15 protein-coding genes and 1 pseudogene are annotated in these 19,153 nt (G+C 63.7%); 14 read left to right on the top strand and 2 right to left on the bottom strand.

The window, feature by feature from the left end:
* The first annotated feature begins 11 nt into the window (after positions 1-11).
* The 14 genes from UC34_RS12335 (at position 12) to UC34_RS12270 (ending at position 15,394) form a co-directional block, all read left to right on the top strand.
* Positions 12-1,670, top strand: a complete 1,659-nt coding sequence (locus UC34_RS12335; RefSeq protein WP_157123175.1) for an FAD-dependent oxidoreductase — start codon at positions 12-14, stop codon at positions 1,668-1,670.
* Between the two features lie 360 nt (positions 1,671-2,030).
* Complete coding sequence (locus UC34_RS12330) at positions 2,031-2,804, top strand: SDR family NAD(P)-dependent oxidoreductase (RefSeq protein WP_044455775.1); 774 nt, start codon at positions 2,031-2,033, stop codon at positions 2,802-2,804.
* A gap of 76 nt (positions 2,805-2,880) precedes the next feature.
* Positions 2,881-4,446, top strand: coding sequence for an ABC transporter substrate-binding protein (locus UC34_RS12325; protein ID WP_237165298.1), 1,566 nt, complete (start codon positions 2,881-2,883; stop codon positions 4,444-4,446).
* Positions 4,447-4,503: 57 nt separating this feature from the next.
* Positions 4,504-6,270: an AMP-binding protein gene (locus UC34_RS12320; protein ID WP_167370658.1), complete on the top strand. Its 1,767-nt coding sequence runs from the start codon at positions 4,504-4,506 to the stop codon at positions 6,268-6,270.
* Entirely contained in the window at positions 6,267-7,184 is a 918-nt protein-coding gene (locus tag UC34_RS12315; protein WP_044455774.1) for an ABC transporter permease, read from the top strand. Before UC34_RS12320 ends, UC34_RS12315 begins: the two co-directional genes overlap by 4 nt.
* Positions 7,177-8,076 (top strand): ABC transporter permease, encoded by a 900-nt coding sequence (locus UC34_RS12310; protein WP_044455773.1) that lies wholly within the window; start codon positions 7,177-7,179, stop codon positions 8,074-8,076. Before UC34_RS12315 ends, UC34_RS12310 begins: the two co-directional genes overlap by 8 nt.
* Positions 8,076-9,158 carry an ABC transporter ATP-binding protein gene (locus tag UC34_RS12305; RefSeq protein ID WP_044455772.1) on the top strand — a complete coding sequence of 361 codons (1,083 nt, stop codon included), beginning with the start codon at positions 8,076-8,078 and terminating at the stop codon, positions 9,156-9,158. Before UC34_RS12310 ends, UC34_RS12305 begins: the two co-directional genes overlap by 1 nt.
* Entirely contained in the window at positions 9,158-10,237 is a 1,080-nt protein-coding gene (locus UC34_RS12300) for an ABC transporter ATP-binding protein (RefSeq protein WP_044455771.1), read from the top strand. The genes UC34_RS12305 and UC34_RS12300 overlap by 1 nt, the downstream gene beginning before the upstream one ends.
* On the top strand, positions 10,234-11,412 hold the full coding sequence (locus tag UC34_RS12295; RefSeq protein ID WP_044455770.1) for an acyl-CoA dehydrogenase family protein: 1,179 nt from the start codon (positions 10,234-10,236) through the stop codon (positions 11,410-11,412). The genes UC34_RS12300 and UC34_RS12295 overlap by 4 nt, the downstream gene beginning before the upstream one ends.
* Before the next feature lie 64 nt (positions 11,413-11,476).
* Positions 11,477-12,664 (top strand): acyl-CoA dehydrogenase family protein, encoded by a 1,188-nt coding sequence (locus UC34_RS12290; protein ID WP_044455769.1) that lies wholly within the window; start codon positions 11,477-11,479, stop codon positions 12,662-12,664.
* Complete coding sequence (locus UC34_RS12285) at positions 12,661-13,827, top strand: thiolase family protein (protein ID WP_044455768.1); 1,167 nt, start codon at positions 12,661-12,663, stop codon at positions 13,825-13,827. The genes UC34_RS12290 and UC34_RS12285 overlap by 4 nt, the downstream gene beginning before the upstream one ends.
* A 69-nt stretch (positions 13,828-13,896) precedes the next feature.
* On the top strand, positions 13,897-14,382 hold the full coding sequence (locus UC34_RS12280; RefSeq protein WP_044455767.1) for an FAS1-like dehydratase domain-containing protein: 486 nt from the start codon (positions 13,897-13,899) through the stop codon (positions 14,380-14,382).
* A complete protein-coding gene (locus tag UC34_RS12275; protein WP_044455766.1) occupies positions 14,379-14,807 on the top strand; it encodes a MaoC/PaaZ C-terminal domain-containing protein in 429 nt (142 codons plus the stop codon). Before UC34_RS12280 ends, UC34_RS12275 begins: the two co-directional genes overlap by 4 nt.
* Positions 14,808-14,890: 83 nt before the next feature.
* Positions 14,891-15,394, top strand: a complete 504-nt coding sequence (locus UC34_RS12270) for a flavin reductase family protein (RefSeq protein WP_044455765.1) — start codon at positions 14,891-14,893, stop codon at positions 15,392-15,394.
* Between the two features lie 100 nt (positions 15,395-15,494).
* On the opposite strand, the gene UC34_RS12265 is transcribed toward UC34_RS12270, so the two are convergent.
* Both UC34_RS12265 and UC34_RS12260 read right to left on the bottom strand, forming a co-directional pair.
* The gene (locus tag UC34_RS12265) at positions 15,495-16,307 is read right to left on the bottom strand and encodes an IclR family transcriptional regulator (RefSeq protein ID WP_044455764.1); all 813 of its coding nucleotides are present in this window, start codon (positions 16,305-16,307) and stop codon (positions 15,495-15,497) included.
* A 247-nt stretch (positions 16,308-16,554) separates the two neighbouring features.
* Positions 16,555-19,137: pseudogene (locus UC34_RS12260) on the bottom strand (TonB-dependent receptor).
* Positions 19,138-19,153 lie beyond the last annotated feature (16 nt).

Here is a 19,153-nt window from a genome sequence, read left to right as displayed (position 1 = left end):
TCGTCGAGAACATGGCTGCTTTCATGAACACATCGGAACATCGGCGCGCGGACGCACCGGGCAGGGCGGACGAGACGGACAAGATGGACGCCGCGTGGCATGCGCAATACGACGTGATCGTGGTGGGTTACGGCGCAGCGGGCGCGGTTGCCGCCATCGAGGCGGCCGACGCGGGCGCGCGCGTGCTGCTGGTCGAGAAAATGGCCGATCCCGGCGGCATCTCGATCCTCTCCGCCGGCGGCGTTCGCGTGTCCGGCGACGCGCAGGCGGCGTTTGCCTACCTGCAACACACATGCGGCGGCCGCACCCCCGACGACGTATTGCGCGCCCTTGCGATCGGCATGACGCAGGCGCCGGACTACCTTCGCGAACTCGCGCGAATCAACGGCGCTGTCGTGCGCGTTGAAGCGGCGGCGGGCAATTACCCGTTCCCCGGGTGCGATGCGCTGGCCTATGCCGACATCGAATCGATCCCCGGTTTCGGCGATCCTGCAGGCTACCTGGCCGCACGCCCGTTCCGACCCGGCTGCCTGCTCTTCAAGGTTCTGCTCGATAACGTCGAAGCGCGCCGCACAACCGGGCGCATCGACGTATGGCTGTCCACGAGCGTGGACCGACTGGTGCAGGGGGCGCAGCGTGACGTGCAGGGCGTCGTGTTGCGGCGCGACGAGGTATCGATTCGCGTGCGCGCCCGACGCGCGGTGGTGCTGGCCTGCGGCGGCTTCGAGGCGGACGAAGAGATGAAGCGCCAGTTCTTCGTCTCGACGCCGGTATTGCCGGGCAGCTTTCGCGGCAATACGGGAGATGGCATCCGCATGGCGCAGGCGGCGGGCGCCGCACTGTGGCACATGTGGCACCACCACGGCCCGTATGGCATTCGGCACCCAGACCCGTCGTATCCGTTTGGCATCTACGCCAAGATCTTGCCGATGTGGACGCCGGAGCGGGAAACGAAGCCGCTGCCGAAGATGGCGTGGATCATCGTGGATCAACGCGCGCGGCGCTACGTCAACGAGTATCCGCCGTACCTCTCGGACACCGGCGTGCGCCAGTTCGATCATTACGACCCCAGCACGTATCGACACGACCGCCTGCCGTCGTTCCTTATCTTCGACGAGGCGGGGCGGCGCATGTACCCGATGGGACGCTCGATCACGAACGATCGCGACGCCTGGTACGAGTGGAGTCACGACAACCTGAAAGAGGTGGAGAACGGCCTGCTGCAAGTGGGCGACTCCCTCGAAGCGCTGGCGCGCAAGCTTGGCATCGATGCCGTGGAATTCGTTCGCACCGTGAACGAATGGAACGCCGCGTGCGACGCCGGGCACGACAACGCGTTCGGTCGTCGCGCCGAGACGATGGCGCCATTGCGCGAGGGGCCGTTCTATGCAGCTTCGCTGTGGCCGGTCGTCATCAACACGCAAGGCGGCCCCGTGCACGACGCGTCGCAACGCGTGCTCGATCCGTTTGGCGATCCAATCGCCGGACTTTATGCGGCAGGCGAACTCGGCAGCGTGTTCGGTCACATCTACATGGCGGGCGGCAATCTCGCCGAGTGCATCGTCGGCGGGCGCATCGCCGGGCGAAATGCGGCGCTCCACGCTCCCACCGGCGCCGACAGGGAGGCCATCGAAGACGATGCCGGCGCAAAGAACGCCCGCCGCGCGTGACGCGCTTCGCGCGGCGCGCACCGCCGGAACATCGGGATAGGCCGTATGTCGCATGTGAGAATTTCAATGAACCGAATAAATGTACAAATAGTGGAATTACTGTCGCCTTAATTTTCGCAGAAAACGCACGCCGAAGTGCTGTGATTTACTAAGCATTAATCCATATAAAGACTCGCTCCTGCTTGCGTTATAAAGATAACCGACGGTGTTTCGAATGAACCGAGAGTTATCCCTGATGAAATTAACGCAAAGTTATTTGTTTCAAATATTGACCATCTCAGCACGCGTGTCTAGACTGGTTTCCATGACGACGACTGCCGGCACAGACCAGGCAGCGCCACAACCAGGAGACGCAAGCGCATGAGCAATCGCTTCCAGGGAAAGGTGGTTCTAGTGACGGGCGGCGCGCGTGGCATTGGTTACGCCACGGCCGAACGGTTCGCGCAGGAAGGTGCGCGCGTTGCCATCTGCGACATTTCGGCGGATGCTGCGCAAAGCGCGGCGCAGGCGCTGAAGCACGACGGCGGGCATGACGCCGTGGGCTTCGGTTGCGACGTCACCGACGAGGCGCAGGTGGAGGCGCTGGTGACGCAGGTAATCGCCCAACTCGGTGGACTCGATGTGCTCGTGAACAATGCGGGCGTCACGCGCGACAACCTGCTATTCAAGATGTCGGTCGACGACTGGGACCGCGTCATGAACGTCCATCTTCGCGGCACCTTCCTGTGTACGCGCGCCGCGCAACGACATATGGTCGAGCAACGCAGCGGCAAGATCGTCAATCTCTCCTCCACTTCGGCACTGGGCAATCGCGGGCAGGCGAACTACTCGTCGGCCAAGGCCGGGCTTCAGGCCTTCACGCGCACGGCCGCCATCGAACTCGGCCCCTTCAACATCAATGTCAACGCGGTGGCGCCGGGGTTCGTCGATACCGAAATGACGCGTCAAACCGCGCAGCGGCGCGGCATCGACCCTGAGGAATACAAGCGGCAGCGCGCGAAGCACATTCCGCTGGGACGCGTGGGCGTGCCGCGAGACATTGCCAATGTCGTGGCGTTCCTTTGCAGCGAAGACGCGTCGTTCGTCTCGGGGCAGATCATCTATGTCAAGGGCGGTCCGGAGACGTTGCGTTAAGACGTCAAGCCCGTCCGGGCCAGCCAGGCCCCTGGGTCGACATCGCTTCGTTCACCGCTCTTCTTCGGAGAAATCAATGCACACACGGGCATTGCAAACGTGGCCGCGCCGGATGGCGTGGTTCGGTTCGGGTATCGCGCTGTGCGCGGCCCTTTGGACATCGTCGGTCGCGCTGGCGATCGGCGGAAAACCCGCTGTCGACCGCGATACGGTGGTCTTCGCGATCGGCAAGGACATCAACAATCTCGACGGTCAGGTCGCCGCCACGGGCGATTCACAGCGTTACGGCTGGCAGTTGTTCGACACGCTTTATGCGTTCGACATCCAGGGCAATCTGAAACCGAGCGTAGCCACGGGCGTGAAGATCGCGCCCGACGGGCTGCAATACACGTTCACGCTGCGCAACGATGTCAAATTCCACAATGGGGCGAAGCTCACGGCCAAGGATGTGAAGTATTCGGTCGAGCGCATTCTGGCGCCCGAGACGAAAAGCACGCGGCGTCCATACTTCGCCAATCTCGTCGATCGGGTGGATGCGCCCAACGATACGACCGTCGTATTTCATCTGAAGCGTCAGGACGGGGCCTTTCTTAACAAGATCGCCGGGTATTTGCTGCTCGTGCCGAAAACGTACACCGAAGGGCTGGCCTCCCCAGAGGCCTTTGCGCGCGAACCGGTCGGCTCCGGCCCATACAAGTTCGTCGAACAGAAGATCGGTCAGTCGGTCACCCTGGAGCGTTTTGACGGCTACTGGGGACCGAAACCCGGCATCAAGCGCCTCGTCTTCAAGGTCATTCCGGAGGCGAGCAGCCGCATCAATGCGTTGCTCAACGGCGAGGTCGACGTGATCGACTACGTGCCGAGCGTCGACGTCGCGCGCCTGAAGGCCAACGCGGGCCTGAGCGTCAAATCGGTGCCGGTCGGCAGCCCGCTCGCCGTGCGGCTCTACTCCAACGTGCCGGGTACGCCGCTCTCGAAGCGCGAGGTGCGGCTCGCACTGAACTACGCGCTCGACACCAAGGCCATCATCAATCAGGCACTGCATGGCGTGGGCGCACAGATGTCCTCGTATGTGTCGTCGAGCTACCCCTACGGCGTCGATCGCACGCTCAAGCCATATCCGTACGACCCGGCGCAGGCGAAGAAGCTCTTGGCGCAAGGCGGCTACCCCAACGGTTTCACGACCGATCTGCTGTGCCCGACGGATAACCCGAAGACACTATGCGAAGTGATTGCGGCGTACTGGTCGGCCATCGGCGTGAAGACCAACGTGAAGGTCATCGATTACGCCGCATGGAGTCGTCTGAACAACACGCACAAGGGCGGCCCGATGACGATGATGCAATTCTCGAACGCCATCTACGATCCCGTCCATCCGATCAGCGGTGCGGCGACGAAGGAAGGCACCTGGTCCGATTACTTCAACCCGGAAGTCGAGCAACTGGTCGCACAGGGCGACGCGGCAACTTCACGCGAGCAACGCGACGAGATCTTCAGGAAGATTGGCCGCCTGCTTCATGACGACGGTCACGCCGTGCTGATCACCGAGCTCTATTACACCTTCGCCGCAGATGTGAAGCTGAACTGGGAGCCGCAGCATGGCGGCGGGTATTACAACCTGCGCAGCCTGAGCTGGAAGTAGGCCGCCAACACAGACCGCCTCGCAAACGGAAAAGTACGCGAACCGATGAATCCCATCATGAACAGAGACGACGATAGCCCGTTGCTCGCAGGTCGCCCGCCCGCCCCGGCAGCCGATGCCCGGGCGAACGCTATCGACTGGACTCACGAAACCTTCGCGAGCGCGCTCACGTGGATTGCCAATGCCCACGGCGAGCGCGAAGCGGTGGTGCACGGCGACACGCGTCTGACCTTCGCGCAGCTCGCGCTGCGCATCCGCGCCTTTGCGCGAGGGCTGATGTCGTTGGGCGTCGGCCCTGGCGAGAACGTGGCGCTATGGATGGCCGACAACACCGAGTGGCTCATTGCGCGCTGGGCGGTGCCGCTCATTGGCGCCGTGCTCGTGCCCGTGAACACGCGCTTTCGCGATAGCGACGTCGCGTATGTCCTCGGACAATCGGACGCGACCACGCTGATCGTGCAGGAGCGCGGGGGCGGGGCGTCCGAGCGCGGGGTGCGCTACTTCGACATCCTCGCGCAGCTCGATCCCGAATGGACCACGCAGCGGCGCGGCGCCTGGCGCTGCGAACGGATGCCGACGCTGCGTCGCGTGATTGGCTTGCCGACCGAGCGCACGCTGCCCGGCGGCATGGAAAATTTCCACGCCATCGAGGCACACGGGAAGTCCTGCCTGAACGACGGCGCACTGGAGCGCCGCTTCGCCCAGGTGAAGCCGGACGATGTCGCGCAGATCCTCTACACGTCCGGTACGACGTCGTTCCCGAAGGGGGCGATGGTCCGACACGGCGCGCTCCTCGCGAACAACCAGTATGCCGCGCAGTGCCTGCGGCTGAGCGCAGAGGATCGTTATCTCTCTTGCGTGCCGCTCTTCACCGCCACGGGCACGTTCTATACGCTCGCCATGGCGCTCTCGGGCGCCGCAATGATTATCGCGGACCAGTTCTCGCCGAAGGGTTTCTGCGAGCTCGTGGAGCGCGAGCGCATTACTGTGAGTTTCTTCGTCGACACTATCGTGCAGGATCTGAAGGCGTTCCCGGATATCGGGAAATACGACCTGTCGAGCCTGCGCACCGGGACGGGAGCGCCGTTGCCCACGGCATCGTTCGAGTGGGTGAGCCGTTCGCTGAACGTGCCGGAGCTCGTGAGCGCGTATGGCATGTCCGAGACGTCCAACGCCGTGGTGCGCACGCGCTGGGACGACCCGTACGAGAAGCGCTCGCGCACCAACGGACGGCCCGTACGTGGCGTGACTGTCCGCATCACGGATATCGAGACGGGAAAGGTGCTACCTGCCGGGTCTGTCGGACAGATCTGCGTTTCCGGCTATGTGGTCATGAAAGGCTACTACCGCATGCCCGACGAGGATCGCAAGGCCATCGACGCCGACGGGTGGCTGCTCACAGGCGATCTGGGCGAGCTCGATAGCGACGGCTACCTGACGTATCGCGGCCGGGTGAAGGAAATGATCAAGCCGGGCGGCTTTAACGTCGCCACGCAGGAGATCGAAGTCTTTCTCAAAACGTACCCGGGTGTGCGCCAGGCGGTGGTGGTCGGCGTGCCCGACGCGCGGCTGGGCGAGGTCGGCTTCGCCTATGTCGAGCGGCAGGCAGGGGCCGACATCTCGCCGTTCGAACTGCAGCAGTATTGCCGGGAGCACATTGCGAGCTACAAGGTGCCGCGCTACGTCGAGTTCATCGATGCGTGGCCGCTCACAGGCAGTCAGAAAATCCGCAAGCTGGAACTGCGCGATCGCGCCGCGCAAAAGCTGAGTGCGGGCGAGGACACGCTACCGCTCGCCACGACCGACGCAGGAGCGCGCGCATGATCCGCTATCTGACACGCCGCGTGGCGCAATCGCTGATCACGGTGCTGCTCGTCACGCTCGTGATTTTCCTGATCGTGCGGCTCATCGGCGATCCGACGCACCTGATGCTGCCTCCGGAAGCCACGGAAGCCGACCGCGAACTGCTGCGGCATCAGATGGGACTGGATCGTCCGGTCGCGGTGCAGTACGGCAGCTACCTTCTGCATCTGCTTCAGGGCCAGCTCGGCATGTCGTACCGGTTCTCGCGCCCGGCGCTCGACGTGGTGCTGGGCGCACTGGGGCCGACGCTGCTGCTCACGACCTCGGCGCTCGGCCTCGGCATTCTCGTGGGCGTGCCGCTCGGCGCGATCGCTGCGGTGCGTCGTAGCGGCGCCGTCGATCAGTGCGCCAAGCTGTTCGCCGTCCTGGGTCAGGCCGCGCCGCCGTTCCTGTTCAGTCTGCTGTTTATCCGCCTGTTTTCGATCCAGCTGTCCTGGTTTCCGACCAACGGATACGGCACGTTCTGGCATCTGGTGATGCCGGCCGTGGCGCTGGGCTGGTATTCAGCGGCAGGGATCATGCGGCTCACGCGCTCGAGCATGTCGGAAGTGCTCGATACGGAATACATCAAATTCGCACGCATCAAGGGCGTGCCCGAGCGCACGATCATCTTTCGGCATGCCTTGCGCAATGCGCTGTTGCCCATGATCACGTTCACCGCGTTGCAGTTCGGCATTCTGATGGGCGGCGCGGTCTCGGTCGAGTTCATCTTTTCGTGGCCGGGCATCGGCCGCCTGATTCTGGATTCGATTTCCAATCTCGACTACACGGTCGTGCAGGCAGCCGTCACCGTCGGTGCGCTGATCTTCACCTTGCTGAACCTGGCAGTGGACGTGCTCTACGCCTATGTCGACCCAAGGATTCGTTATGCATGAAGTCACTCCCCATGACTTGCAGCAACGCCCCGCTGAGCTCAGCGTGCCGGTGCCGCAGGCACGTGCGCGCCGGGCGCACTGGCGCAACGCGCAACTGTGGGTCTGCCTGGCGCTGGCCGTGGCCCTCGTGGTCGTCGCCCTGGCGCCACAGTGGTTTTCCCCCTACGACCCGAACGCGATCTCGCTGAGCGACATCCTCAAGCCGCCGTCGGCCGCCCACTGGTTCGGTACGGATCAGTTGGGCCGCGACCTGCTGTCGCGCGTGATCTGGGGCTCGCAGATCTCGCTCTATGTCGCGTTCTGCGCAGTGCTGATCGCGGGCATTTTCGGCAGCCTTTTCGGCATCGCCGCGGGTTATCTGGGAGGCTGGGTCGACGCTGTCGCCATGCGCGTCGCGGACATCCAGCTGGCGCTGCCGGCGGTGATCCTTGCGCTGGTGCTCGTCGGCGCGATTGGCTTTAGCGTCTTCAATCTGGTGATTGTGTTGAGTCTGGCGAACTGGGCGCGCTTCGCACGTGTGACACGCGCCGAGGCGTTGTCGCTGCGCTCGCGCGACTTCGTACTGCTCGCCAGACTCGCCGGCGCATCGCGCGCTCGGGTGATGTTCGCGCACATCGTGCCTAACGTGGTCAACACATTCATCGTGCTCGCCACGCTCGATATCGGCACGATCATCATTCTCGAAGCCACGCTGTCGTTCCTCGGTCTGGGCGTTCAGCCGCCCACACCGTCGTGGGGCGCAATGATCGCCGATGGCCGGGGTTATCTCGAGACTGCATGGTGGATCTGCGGCATTCCCGGCATGGTGCTGATGGTCACGGTGCTGCTGGCCAATCAGCTTGGCGACGCGCTGCGCGACCGGCTAAGCCCGACGATGTCGAGGGGGTGGTAATGACGGCACTCCTCGAAGCGAAGCACCTCACGACGATGCTGCGCGGCAAGCACGGTGTCGTCACCGCCGTGGACAACGTGAGCTTGCGAGTCGAAGCAGGGCGGTCGCTCGCCCTCGTGGGCGAGTCGGGTTCGGGCAAGAGCATGACGTGCAACTCGCTGCTCGGGCTCTTGCCGTCGAACGGCAAGGTGGTGCAAGGCGAAGTGCGGTTCAAGGGCCGGGATCTGACCCAACTGTCGGGCGCGGAGATGGCGAAGGTTCGCGGCCGCGAGATCGGCATGATCCTGCAAGACGCCATGACCTCGCTCAACCCGCTGCTCACCATTGGCGATCAGGTCGGAGAGATCTTCCGTGTGCATCGGGGCATTCGCGACAAGGCCGAGTTGCGCCGTCTTTGCGTACAGGCGCTTGAGCGCGTGAAGATACCAGCCGCACAGGAGCGGCTTGATAGCTACCCGTTCCAGTTCAGCGGCGGCATGCGTCAGCGCGTCTCGATCGCCATCAACATCGCGCTCTCGCCCGATCTGCTCATTTGCGACGAGCCGACGACGGCGCTCGACGTCACCGTGCAGTTGCAGATTCTGAAACTGCTGCGAGAGCTTCAGCAGCAGCGCAACATGGCGCTGATCTTCGTGACGCACGATCTGCACCTTGCGTCGCAGTTCTGTGACGACGTGGCGATCATGTACGGCGGTCGCATCGTGGAGTCGGGACCGATTGCCGATGTGTTTGCGCGTCCGGCGCACCCGTACACCGCTGGTCTGCTCCGGGCCGTGCCGTCGCTGGGCCGTTACGAACAGCGTCTCGAAGCGATTCCCGGGCAGCAGCCCGGCCTTACCGAGTGGCCGCAGGGCTGCCGATTCGCGCCGCGCTGTGCGCACGCCACGCAGCAATGTCGCGACCAGTATCCGGACTGGTTCGAATGGCGGGGTGCGGCGCGCCGCAGCGCGTGCTGGCAGGCGATGTCCCTTTGGACTCAGGGGAAGCCGGGCGTCCACGGCATGCCGGGTGGCTCGGACAACGACACCGAGGTCGAAACGGCCATCGGCGATGCGACGCGCCTGCGCAGGGAGGTGGCGTGATGTCCCAACCCTACCTGAGCGTGCGCAACCTGAGAAAAACCTACGACGTGCGTCGCGGCTTGCTCGGGCGTGCGCGCCCGCTGCACGCCGTGGCCGGCGTGACGTTCGACGTCGAACCGGGCGAGACTTTCGGTCTTGTTGGGGAGTCCGGTTCCGGCAAGAGCACCATCGCCAAGATGCTGATGCTGGCCGAACCGGCGACGAGCGGCGAGGTGAAAGTGGACGGACAGGATGTTCAGCAGTTGAGTGGACGCTCTCGCGCTGACTTTCACCGCATGCTGCAGCCCGTGCTGCAAGACCCGTACAGCGCGCTCAATCCACGCATGCGGATCGGTCGCATCATTGACGAACCGTTGCGCATTCATCGCTCGCTCGACGATGCGCAGCGGTTGCGGCGCGTCGACGAACTGCTGCAACTCGTCGGCCTGCCACCGGGCGCTGCGCGCAAGTTCCCACACGAGCTGTCGGGCGGCCAGCGTCAGCGCGTGGCCATCGCGCGAGCGCTTAGCCTGAGCCCTCGTTGCATGATTCTCGACGAGCCGGTGTCCGCGCTCGATGTGTCCATTCAGGCGCAGATTCTGAATCTGCTCAAGGACTTGCAGGGCACGCTCGATCTCACCTATCTGCTGATTTCGCACGATCTGGCGGTGGTCGCGTACATGAGCCAGCGCATCGGTGTGTTGTATCTCGGCGAGTTTATGGAAGTGGCCGACACGGCCACGCTCATGCGCGACGCCCGCCACCCCTATACGCAGGCGTTGATTGCGTCTGTCGACGCGCGAGGCGGCAGCAGCGGGCAGGATGCACAAGCGGTGGCCGGCGAAATCCCGTCGCCGATGAATCCCCCCTCGGGATGCCCGTTTCATCCGCGTTGCCCACACGCGGCGGCGCGGTGTCGTGAGGAAAAACCGGTCGCGCGGGAAATTGCCCCGCGCCACTGGGTGACATGTCATTTCGCGGAGACGATTCCCGTTGCGACAGCGAACACCGCTGCGCGCGCCATCGGCCCGAAAGCGATAGAAACCGCCAAGACCTCCGCTCCGGAGGCTCAGGCGGTCCCCTTTCAGGAGGCAACATGAATTTTGCGGAAACCCCTTCGTTGTCCAGGCAGGGCAACCCCGATGTGCTCGCAGCGCTGGAGTCGGTCGTGCAAAGCCGTTTCCCGGCACGTGAGCGTGAGTACCACGACGCGGCCGCCATGCCGTTCGAGAACTTGCAGGACCTGTTCGAGCTGGGACTGCTTACTGCGACAGTACGCAAGGAGCATGGCGGCCTGGGCAGCAACGTGATGTCCGCCGATCCGGCAACGTTCCTGCAGGCGATGCGGCGCGTCGCCCGCGTCTCGCCCGGCACGGCGCACTGCATGCAGGTGCAGAACCACGTGGCCTGGGCGCTAGACGAACTCGGCACCGATGCGCAGCGTGAGCGCTTCGTCAAGCCGATGACACAGAAGATGAGCGTGTCGTCGTTCGTTGGCAGCGAGGCGGGGCGCAAGCATATGTACGTGCTCAAGACCACCGCAAAGAAGGTGGACGGCGGCTACATCGTCAACGGCAACAAGAATTACGCGACGAACGGTTACGAAAATGGCGTTGCCATCGTGTTCGCGACCATCGAAGGCGAGACCGAGTATTACAAGTCGCATTTGATGGTCATCGTCGAGCCGGGCATGGAAGGGCTCAGTATCAATCACGACTGGTACCGTCCGACCGGCATGCGCGTGTGTCCGAGTCCGGAGATCTATCTCAATGACGTCTTCATCGACGAATTGCATGTCCTCGGCGAGCCGGGGGTGTACCCGCGCGGGCGCTGGCAGGGACGCTTCCACCTGGGCTTCACCGCGAACTATCTCGGCATGATCGAGGGGGCGTACGAGTGGGTGCGTCAAAGTCTGATCGAGCGAGGCCGGGGCAAGGATCCGTTCGTGCAATTGCGCATGGGCGAGGCGAAGACGCAACTGCACGGCGCGCAGGTCGTCTTCGAGAACGCCATCGACGCGTGGCGCGCTGGCGACGTACAACGTGCAGAGTTGATCTCCATGCAGGCGAAGTCGATCTGCGCGCATGCTGCGCTGGAGATGTCGCACACGCTGATCATGCTGGCCGGCTCGACGGCGCTGTTCGACGAGTTCCCGCTGGCACGCCTGATCCGGGATCTGAACACGCACATCCTGCACGTGGGGCACGACAAGACGGCGCAGATCGTGGGGGCCGCCGAGCTTGGCGAGTCCTTCGATTCGACGTTGCAGCGCTGAGCGCCGCACGTTCACGACGAGCTCGCCGGGCTCGCCCACGCCAACCAAGTCTTCGAGAGTTTCCATGGATTTTCAGCTCACCGAATCGCAGCGCGAATTGATCGACGCGACGGAAAAATTGTGTCGCCAGTTGCAGCCGCTGGCGAAGGAGGCCCACGAGGCCGAAACGAAGGGCGACTTCGCGCCGTTGCAACGACTGCGAAAGCAAATGGCCGAGGCAGGTCTTCTCGCCCTGAACATGCCGCAGGAATATGGCGGCGTCGGTCTGCCGCTTCTGGAGACGCTGCTGTTGATTCAGACCATTCAGCGGGTCGATTCCACGCTGGGCGGTTTGGCGCACCGCACGTCCACCGGCGCGATCGGCGCCGTGCTCGAACTCGGCACCGACGAGCAGAAGTCGCGCTTCGTGGGCGGCGTGGCGCGCGGCGAGATCGGCGTGTCGATCGGCATTACCGAACCCGATGCCGGGTCGGCCGCCACGGCGATGAAAACGCACGCTCGCATCGAGGGCGACGACGTCGTCATCAACGGGCAGAAGATCTTCATCAGCGCAGCCAAGGGGCATCACTACACCATGCTGTATTGCCGTTTCGGCAACACGGGCCGGGCGAGCGACATCGGCGCGATCATGGTGCCGCACGACGCGCCGGGCTTCACGTGCAGCAGCGGAACGCTGAACATGGCCGGCGAGCGGCAGTACGAGCTGTACTTCGACGACTGCCGGGTGCCCCGGGCCAACATCCTTGCCGAGAGTCGGGCGTTTGCGAAGCTCATCAGCGTATACAACGTGGAGCGGCTGGGCAGCATCTCGCGCATGCTGGGTTCCGCGCAGGCCGCGTTCGAGTTTGCGTTGCAGTACGTGCAGGAGCGCAGGCAGTTCGGGCGAGAGCTGGCGGACTTCCAGGGGCTTCAGTGGATGCTGGCCGACATGAAGGTCAAGCTCGAAGCCGCGCAGATGCTGACTTACCGTGCGGCGTCGAATACCGCGAGCGGGTTGCCGTCGCCCCTCGAAACGTCGGTTGCCAAGGTCTACGTCGCACAAGCCGCCAAAGAGATTTGCGACGACGCCATTCAATTGCTCGGCGGCTATGGCTACATGGCCGAGTACCCGGTCGAAGGTCTGTATCGCGAGGTGCGTGGCGGATCGATCTACGGCGGCACGCTGCAAATCCACAAGAACATGATCGCGGGCCACCTGCTCGGTCGCAAGAACAGCCAGTGGGCGCCCAAGGCCGGGGAGGCGGGCGAATGAAGGCGTCCGCACTGGCCGACCGGGATCCGGTCATCGTCGATGTCGTGCGCACCCCCGTAGGGCGTCGCAACGGGGCGCTCAGAGAGTGGCATGCCGCCGCGCTGCTCGCGCAGGTATTGGGCGCCGTGCTCGCGCGCAACGGTGTGCCGGGAAGCGATGTCGACGACGTCGTCGCCGGGTGCGCCACGCAAGTGGGCGAGCAGGCGGGCAACATTGCACGCACTGCGCTGCTCATGGCGGACCTCCCGTTCACCGTGCCGGGCACGACGGTGCAGCGCGCCTGCGGCTCGTCGCAGCAGGCGATCCACTTCGCCGACAACCTGATTCGCAGCGGGACGTGCGACGTGGTGATCGCCGGGGGCGTGGAACTGATGTCGACGACCCAGGGCGGCAACGACGATACGCGTTACGGACGGCGCTATCCCGAATCGCTGGTCGAGCGCTTTTCGATGCCGTCCATGGGCATTGCCGCCGAGCGCATCGCTGCGCATTGGAAGCTCGAACGCCCGTATCTGGACGAACTGGCCCTGCGTAGCCATGCATTGAGCGCGCAGGCGCAGGATTCAGGCCGTCTCGCGCGTCAGATGATCCCGGTCACTGGCGTTGACGGACAGGTCGTGGCGCATGACGAAGGCGTACGTCGCGACACGTCGCTCGAGAAGCTCGCCACGCTGAAGCCCTCGTTCCGGGAGGACGGTCGGGTGACGGCAGGCAATGCCAGTCAGGTCTCGGATGGCGCCGCGGCCGTATTGCTCATGACGGCGGCGAAGGCGCGCGAGTATGGGCTGCGCGCGCGCGCCGTACTACGTGCCCAATATGTGGTCGGCGTCGACCCCGCGATGATGCTGACCGGCCCGATTCCGGCGACGCAGCAGATCCTCGCACGCAGTGGACTGGCGCTCGAAGACATCGATCTCTTCGAAATCAACGAGGCCTTTGCGTCGGTGCTCGGCGCGTGGCTCGCCGAGATAAAACCCGATCTTTCGCGCGTGAACGTGAACGGCGGCTCCATCGCGGTCGGTCACCCGCTCGGATCGACAGGCGCTCGCCTGATGGCGGGACTCGTGGACGAGTTGGAGCTGCGCGGCGGTCTGTACGGATTGCAGTCGATGTGCTGCGGTGGCGGGCTTGGTACGGCGACGATCGTCGAGCGGGTTGAGTGAAGGGTTCGTAGCAACGCTTGCCGTCGCGCAACGGCAGCCGTCGACGAACAAAAAAGGAGGAGGCCAACGATGACCGAAATCGACCATTCGCTGATCGGCACGAGCGCGCCACCGTTTGTGGTGGAAGTGGAGCGCGGCGCGATTCGCAAGTTCGCCGATGCCATTGGCGACGACAACCCGCTCTATCGCGACGTTTCCTTTGCGCGAGCCCAAGGGTATGAGGGGATCGTTGCGCCGCCAACGTTCCCGACCTGCTTTCGCGCGCCGAACGATCTGCCGTGGATCGCAACCCTCGACCGGCGTCGCATCGTGGCAGGTGAGATGGGATTTCATTACCACCGTCCCATCGTCGCGGGCATGCGATTCGAATGTCAGTGGCAACTTGTCGGCATCGACGAGAAAACAGGAACGCGCGGTGCGATGGCGTTGCTGCGCCAGGTGATGTCGGGTCTTCTCATGGGTGACGACGGCGTCGCGCGGGACTGCGTGTTCAGCATGCGCCGAACCACCGTTTATCGATCCGCACAGCAAGTCGCATCGGGGAGTTTGGCATGAGTCGTACGCATCTGTCGGAGGCGCGCGTTGGCGACACCTTCACGCTTTCGATGCCGGCGGTAACGACGACGCAGCTCGTGCGCTACGCAGGCGCGTCGGACGATTACAACCGGATCCACTATGACCAGCTCTACGCCCAGGAGGCCGGACTGGGCGGCGTAATCGCACACGGCATGCTCACCATGGCTTTCATGGGGCGTGCCGTGTCGGACTGGGCCGGACCGGCCGCGGCGATTGTCGACATCGAGGCACGCTTCAACGCGCCCGTGCGACCCGGTGACGTTGTGCGGGTCGTCGGTACGGTCGCGGATTGCGCGCCTGGCGGCGATGGACGCCAGCGTCTGCGCTGCGAGATCGTGGCGCAGGTCGGCGACAAGACCGTTGCGAGCGGAGCGGCAGTGGTGGCCGCGCCGCCAACGCGCTGACGGCAACGCTGTGCCGGCGCGCTGACGTGTCTGCGCCGCGCGATGAGTCGAGATAGTGATGACGTCTTTCGAGGAGGTTTTCCGTGAATACGACGTTCGATGCCAGCCACTTTCGTCACGCGCTGGGGCGCTTTGCCACCGGCGTGACTATCGTCACGACCACCATGCCCGATGGCACGCCGGTGGGACTGACGGCGAACTCGTTCAACTCGGTGTCGCTCTCGCCGCCGCTCGTGCTGTGGAGCATCAACAAGCGCTCGCGCAGTCTTGAGGTGTTCGAGACATCGGGCCGCTTTGCGATCAATGTGCTGTGCGCGGATCAGATGCCGCTCGCGGCGCGCTTCGCCTCACCGGTTGCCGACCGATTCGAAGGTGTGGAGTGGCGCAGCGGTCGCGGCGGCATGCCGCTGTTCGACGGGTGTGTCGCGTGGTTCGAATGCACGCTGGCGTTCAAGTACGAGGGCGGGGATCATTTCATCTTCGTCGGCGAAGTCATGGACCTGCACCACTGCGACCGCGTGCCGCTGCTGTATGCGGGCGGGGCCTACGGCGTGCCGACACCTCACCCGGATCTGACGATGGGGTAGACGGCGTAGGTGAGGCGGTGAGGCCCATCCGATGACGATACGCTGGCCATGCGTCTGCGATGGGCGTGCGCCCCACGCGACGTCGGGCCCTTGGGGTGCGTCATTCCCAGAGTTGCGATTCGGCTTCCAGCTTCTTCTCGAGCGATCGCACTTCCTTTTGCAGCAGCTTGGCCATTTCGACGCGTCGCGCCCCGGAGAGCCGCGACTCGATGGCCGCGATACTGATCGCAGCGTACGGTACGCCCTGGCGCGGACGAATCGACATGCCAATGGCGGAGACGCCGGGCAGCACATCCTCTTCATTGATCGCGTAGCCCGCTTCGGCCGACGCGGCAATCGCTTTTTCCAGCCGAGCCTGTGAGAAATTTCCGAAGGTCGCAAGGCGCTCGGCGTTGGTCTGCATCACGCGCGCGCGCTCCTCGGCGGGCAGCGAGATGAGTAGCGCAAGACTGCCCGCGCCAACGCCCAGCGGGCGGCGCCCGCCAATCTCGAGCGTACGGGTCTGAATCGGGTAGCCGCCTTCGAGCAGATCGATGCAAACGGCATCCAGCCCGCTGCGCACCATCAGAAAAACGGAGTCGCCGGATTTCTCCGCCAGCGTTTGCAGCGTTGGCTGGCAAAGCTCGCGCAGGCTGAAGTGAGGCGAGGCAGCCAACCCCAGCTCATACACGACATGACCGAGGTGATAGTGCCGGGTGTCGCGATTTTGCATGAGCATGCCCTGTGCGACCAGCCCCTTGACGATGCGATGGGCAGTAGGGCGTTCGAGCGCCAGCGCGTCGGCAATATCCGACAAACGCAACCCTTTCATGCCGTGCGCGGCCACTTCGCGCAACACGGTCACGGCACGGTGAATGCTCTGCGTGCCAAGCGGCGGCGCGTTGACGGCGTTGCGCTCCGGCAGGTCCGGCACGCTAGCTTTGGTTTTCGATTTGGGAGCCTTGGGCGCGATGTCGACGCTTTTCGTGGGCACGATGGAACAGGGCGGAAGGGTGGTCGCAATGGGCTGCGGAATAACGAGATCGTACTATATCCGTTCCGAGGAATGAGGCACCATCGCGCCACTGCCGGACCAGCGGTCTCTTGCTGGTTCGATTGCGCAACACCCGGCAGGGCGTTGCGTCCGTTCCGTCATGCTGTTGCGTCAGGTCGTTACGTGGTTACCACCGGTGTTGATACGTCGCGGTGAGTGTGATTCCCGGCGCAGGCAAGTGGCTCGTGTTGTTGCTGTTTCTGAGCAACTGACTGTAAAGCGGGTAGTAATACCGGTTAAAGAGATTCTGAATGCCGAGCGTCGCGGTGTCGTGCTTCGTGACTTCATAGCGACTGATCACATCGACGGTCGTGTAGCTCGTCGTATCCATGCGACCGAAGCTGTTGACACCATTCAAACGGTAGTCATGGCCCGAGAAGTACGTCAGCTGAAGTCGGTTGCTCCACTTCGGCGTGGGCTTGAACTGGACGTATCCGGTCAACTTGAGCGGTGGAATCCGGTAACCGCCCATGTCCTGGCTGTTTGCGCCTTGCGGTGTCTCGCGGCCCTGCATCCAGGTAAACGTGCCGCCCAGCCCCCAACGTTCGTCCTCCGAGAGGTAATCCGCCGCCCCCTCGACCCCGAAGATCTTTTCCGCCGTACGCGTGAGGATCAGGCCATTGTTGAAGCTCTGAACATCGCCGAGATCGGACGTGGTGTAGAACACGGCGAGCGAGGTAAGGGTGTTGCCGAAGACACCACGCCATCCCAACTCGTAGTTGTTCGTCTTCACCGGACGCAGATCCGACGAATTGATGTCGAATCCCGGTCGTGCATTGCGCACCTGAACGCCAATGTCCGGCAAGCTGAAGCCCTGGCTGAATGCGGCGTAGAACTCATGGCCCCTGACGGGCGAGTAAGTCACGCCGATGTTGCCGAGGACCGCGTTGTAATTCACCTTGCCGCCTCGCACGCTCATCGGATTCGCGACTTTCGATTGCGACAGCGGCACGAAGTCGTCGAAACTGGCGTTCGCATATTGATAGCGCAGGCCACCCTCGGCCGACTAGTGCTCGTCGAACTTGTGCTGAAGCTGCGCAAATCCGCCCAGGCTGCGCGTCGTGAGCGGCGGGAGATAGGTGGCCTCGCCGATCTTGCGAAAGACGCGGCCACCGCTGGCGTCATACAGCTTCGGATCGAAAATATCGAGCGGCATGTCGCTCTTTTCCTGCTCGAAATCCATGCCCCACACGAGTCGGGTCTTTTTGTCCGCGCCAAAGGGCGTCTTGATCGTCAGACGACTGCCAAAGACGGTGGAGTCCTGCATCGTCTGGTCGACGTTTGCACCGCGCGTGGCCACGGCACGCGCATCGAAAGGTGTGAACCGGGTGAAGTAATCGCGATAGTAGAACTGGGCGGACACCTGGCTGCCTAGCAGGTCGCGATGCTCGTATTCGAGGTTGACGAGGGTATTGCGTATCTGGTTCTGCTCGTCGATCTGAAGCCCGTCGATGCCGCGCGCCGGCACGCTGCCTGCTGGCAGACGGGCGACCGAGGGATCCGAGGCGTAACTCGTGTCCTGCGACGAGTTGATGTGACTGACCGAGAGCTGCACACGCTGATCCGGCGCAAAACGCAGGCCCAGCTTGCCGCCGATGTTGTAATTGTTCGACGAAAACAGGTCGCCCTGGCTCGGCTCGGGGGCGATGCGATTGCCGCGAGCGTCATAGCTGTTGCCGATACGGCGTCCCCCGACATCGAACGCATAATCGATCATGTCGTGGCTGCCGGAGAAGTGCTGCTGAATATCCGCGCTCAGGCCATCTGCACGCAATCGCGACAGCGGGGAACTCAGGGAGACCGTGGTATCGGCTTTGGGCTCACCACCGGCAGGCCGTGTCGTAATGGAGACGATACCGCCCGTCGCGCCACCGCCATAAATCGAGCTGCTTCCCCGCAATACCTCGATGCGCTCCACCAGCGCCGGGTCCACGTTTGCCAGATTGCGGGACGAGTCGCGGTTGGTGTTCAGCGGCACACCGTCGAGCAGCACCAGCATGCCGCGCCCACGAAGGGTCTGCCCGTAATCCGTCACCGTTCGGCTGGAGTCAGCCATGCCCGGCACGACTTTGGCCAGCACGGTCGCCAGGTTGCCCGATGCCGTCTTGAGCTCGTCGAGTTCAGCCCGTTCGATGACCGTGACCTGACGCGTGGGCCGAACCAGATCACTCGACGTGCGCGAGGCGCTCACCTCGACCGGGGCCAGTGCGAGCGACGTCGCGCTCCCGGGTGCGGCCGGCGTTTCGGCCTGCTTTTCCGATGCCGAGACCAGCACGTAACCCTGATTGCCGCTGCGTCGGTAGCTTATCCCGCTGTTCTGAAGCAGTGCCGTCAATGCGGCTTCCGCACTCATCGTCCCGCGCACGGCAGGTGAGGTCTTGCCGCTCACAAGGTCGGGTGAAAAGAACAGTTGCAGATTGGCCTGACGCCCGAACAGCACGAGCCCATCGGACAAGGATTGCGCCGGGACGTTGACGTCGATCGCGGCACTCGCGCTGGCAGCGGACTTGCCGCTCGCTTGCTGCGCCGCCGCCCGTTGCGGTTGAGCGCTTAGTGCCGTCAAGGCCGTCAGGGACGCAAGAAAAATCACCGATGCGGCCGTGTGTGGACGGCGTGACGGCTGTAATTGCTGTGGTCGTTGCAGTCGGTGGGACCGGTGCAATTGAGAAGCGCGGGCGTACGTAGAACCTTTCACGGCGTTGAGTCTCATTTCGAATTTTGATGGG

It is taken from the genome of Pandoraea vervacti, assembly GCF_000934605.2.
Classification (GTDB): Bacteria; Pseudomonadota; Gammaproteobacteria; order Burkholderiales; family Burkholderiaceae; genus Pandoraea; species Pandoraea vervacti.
Note: the sequence above shows the minus strand (reverse complement) of the source record. Positions and strands in the feature narration are given on the sequence as shown.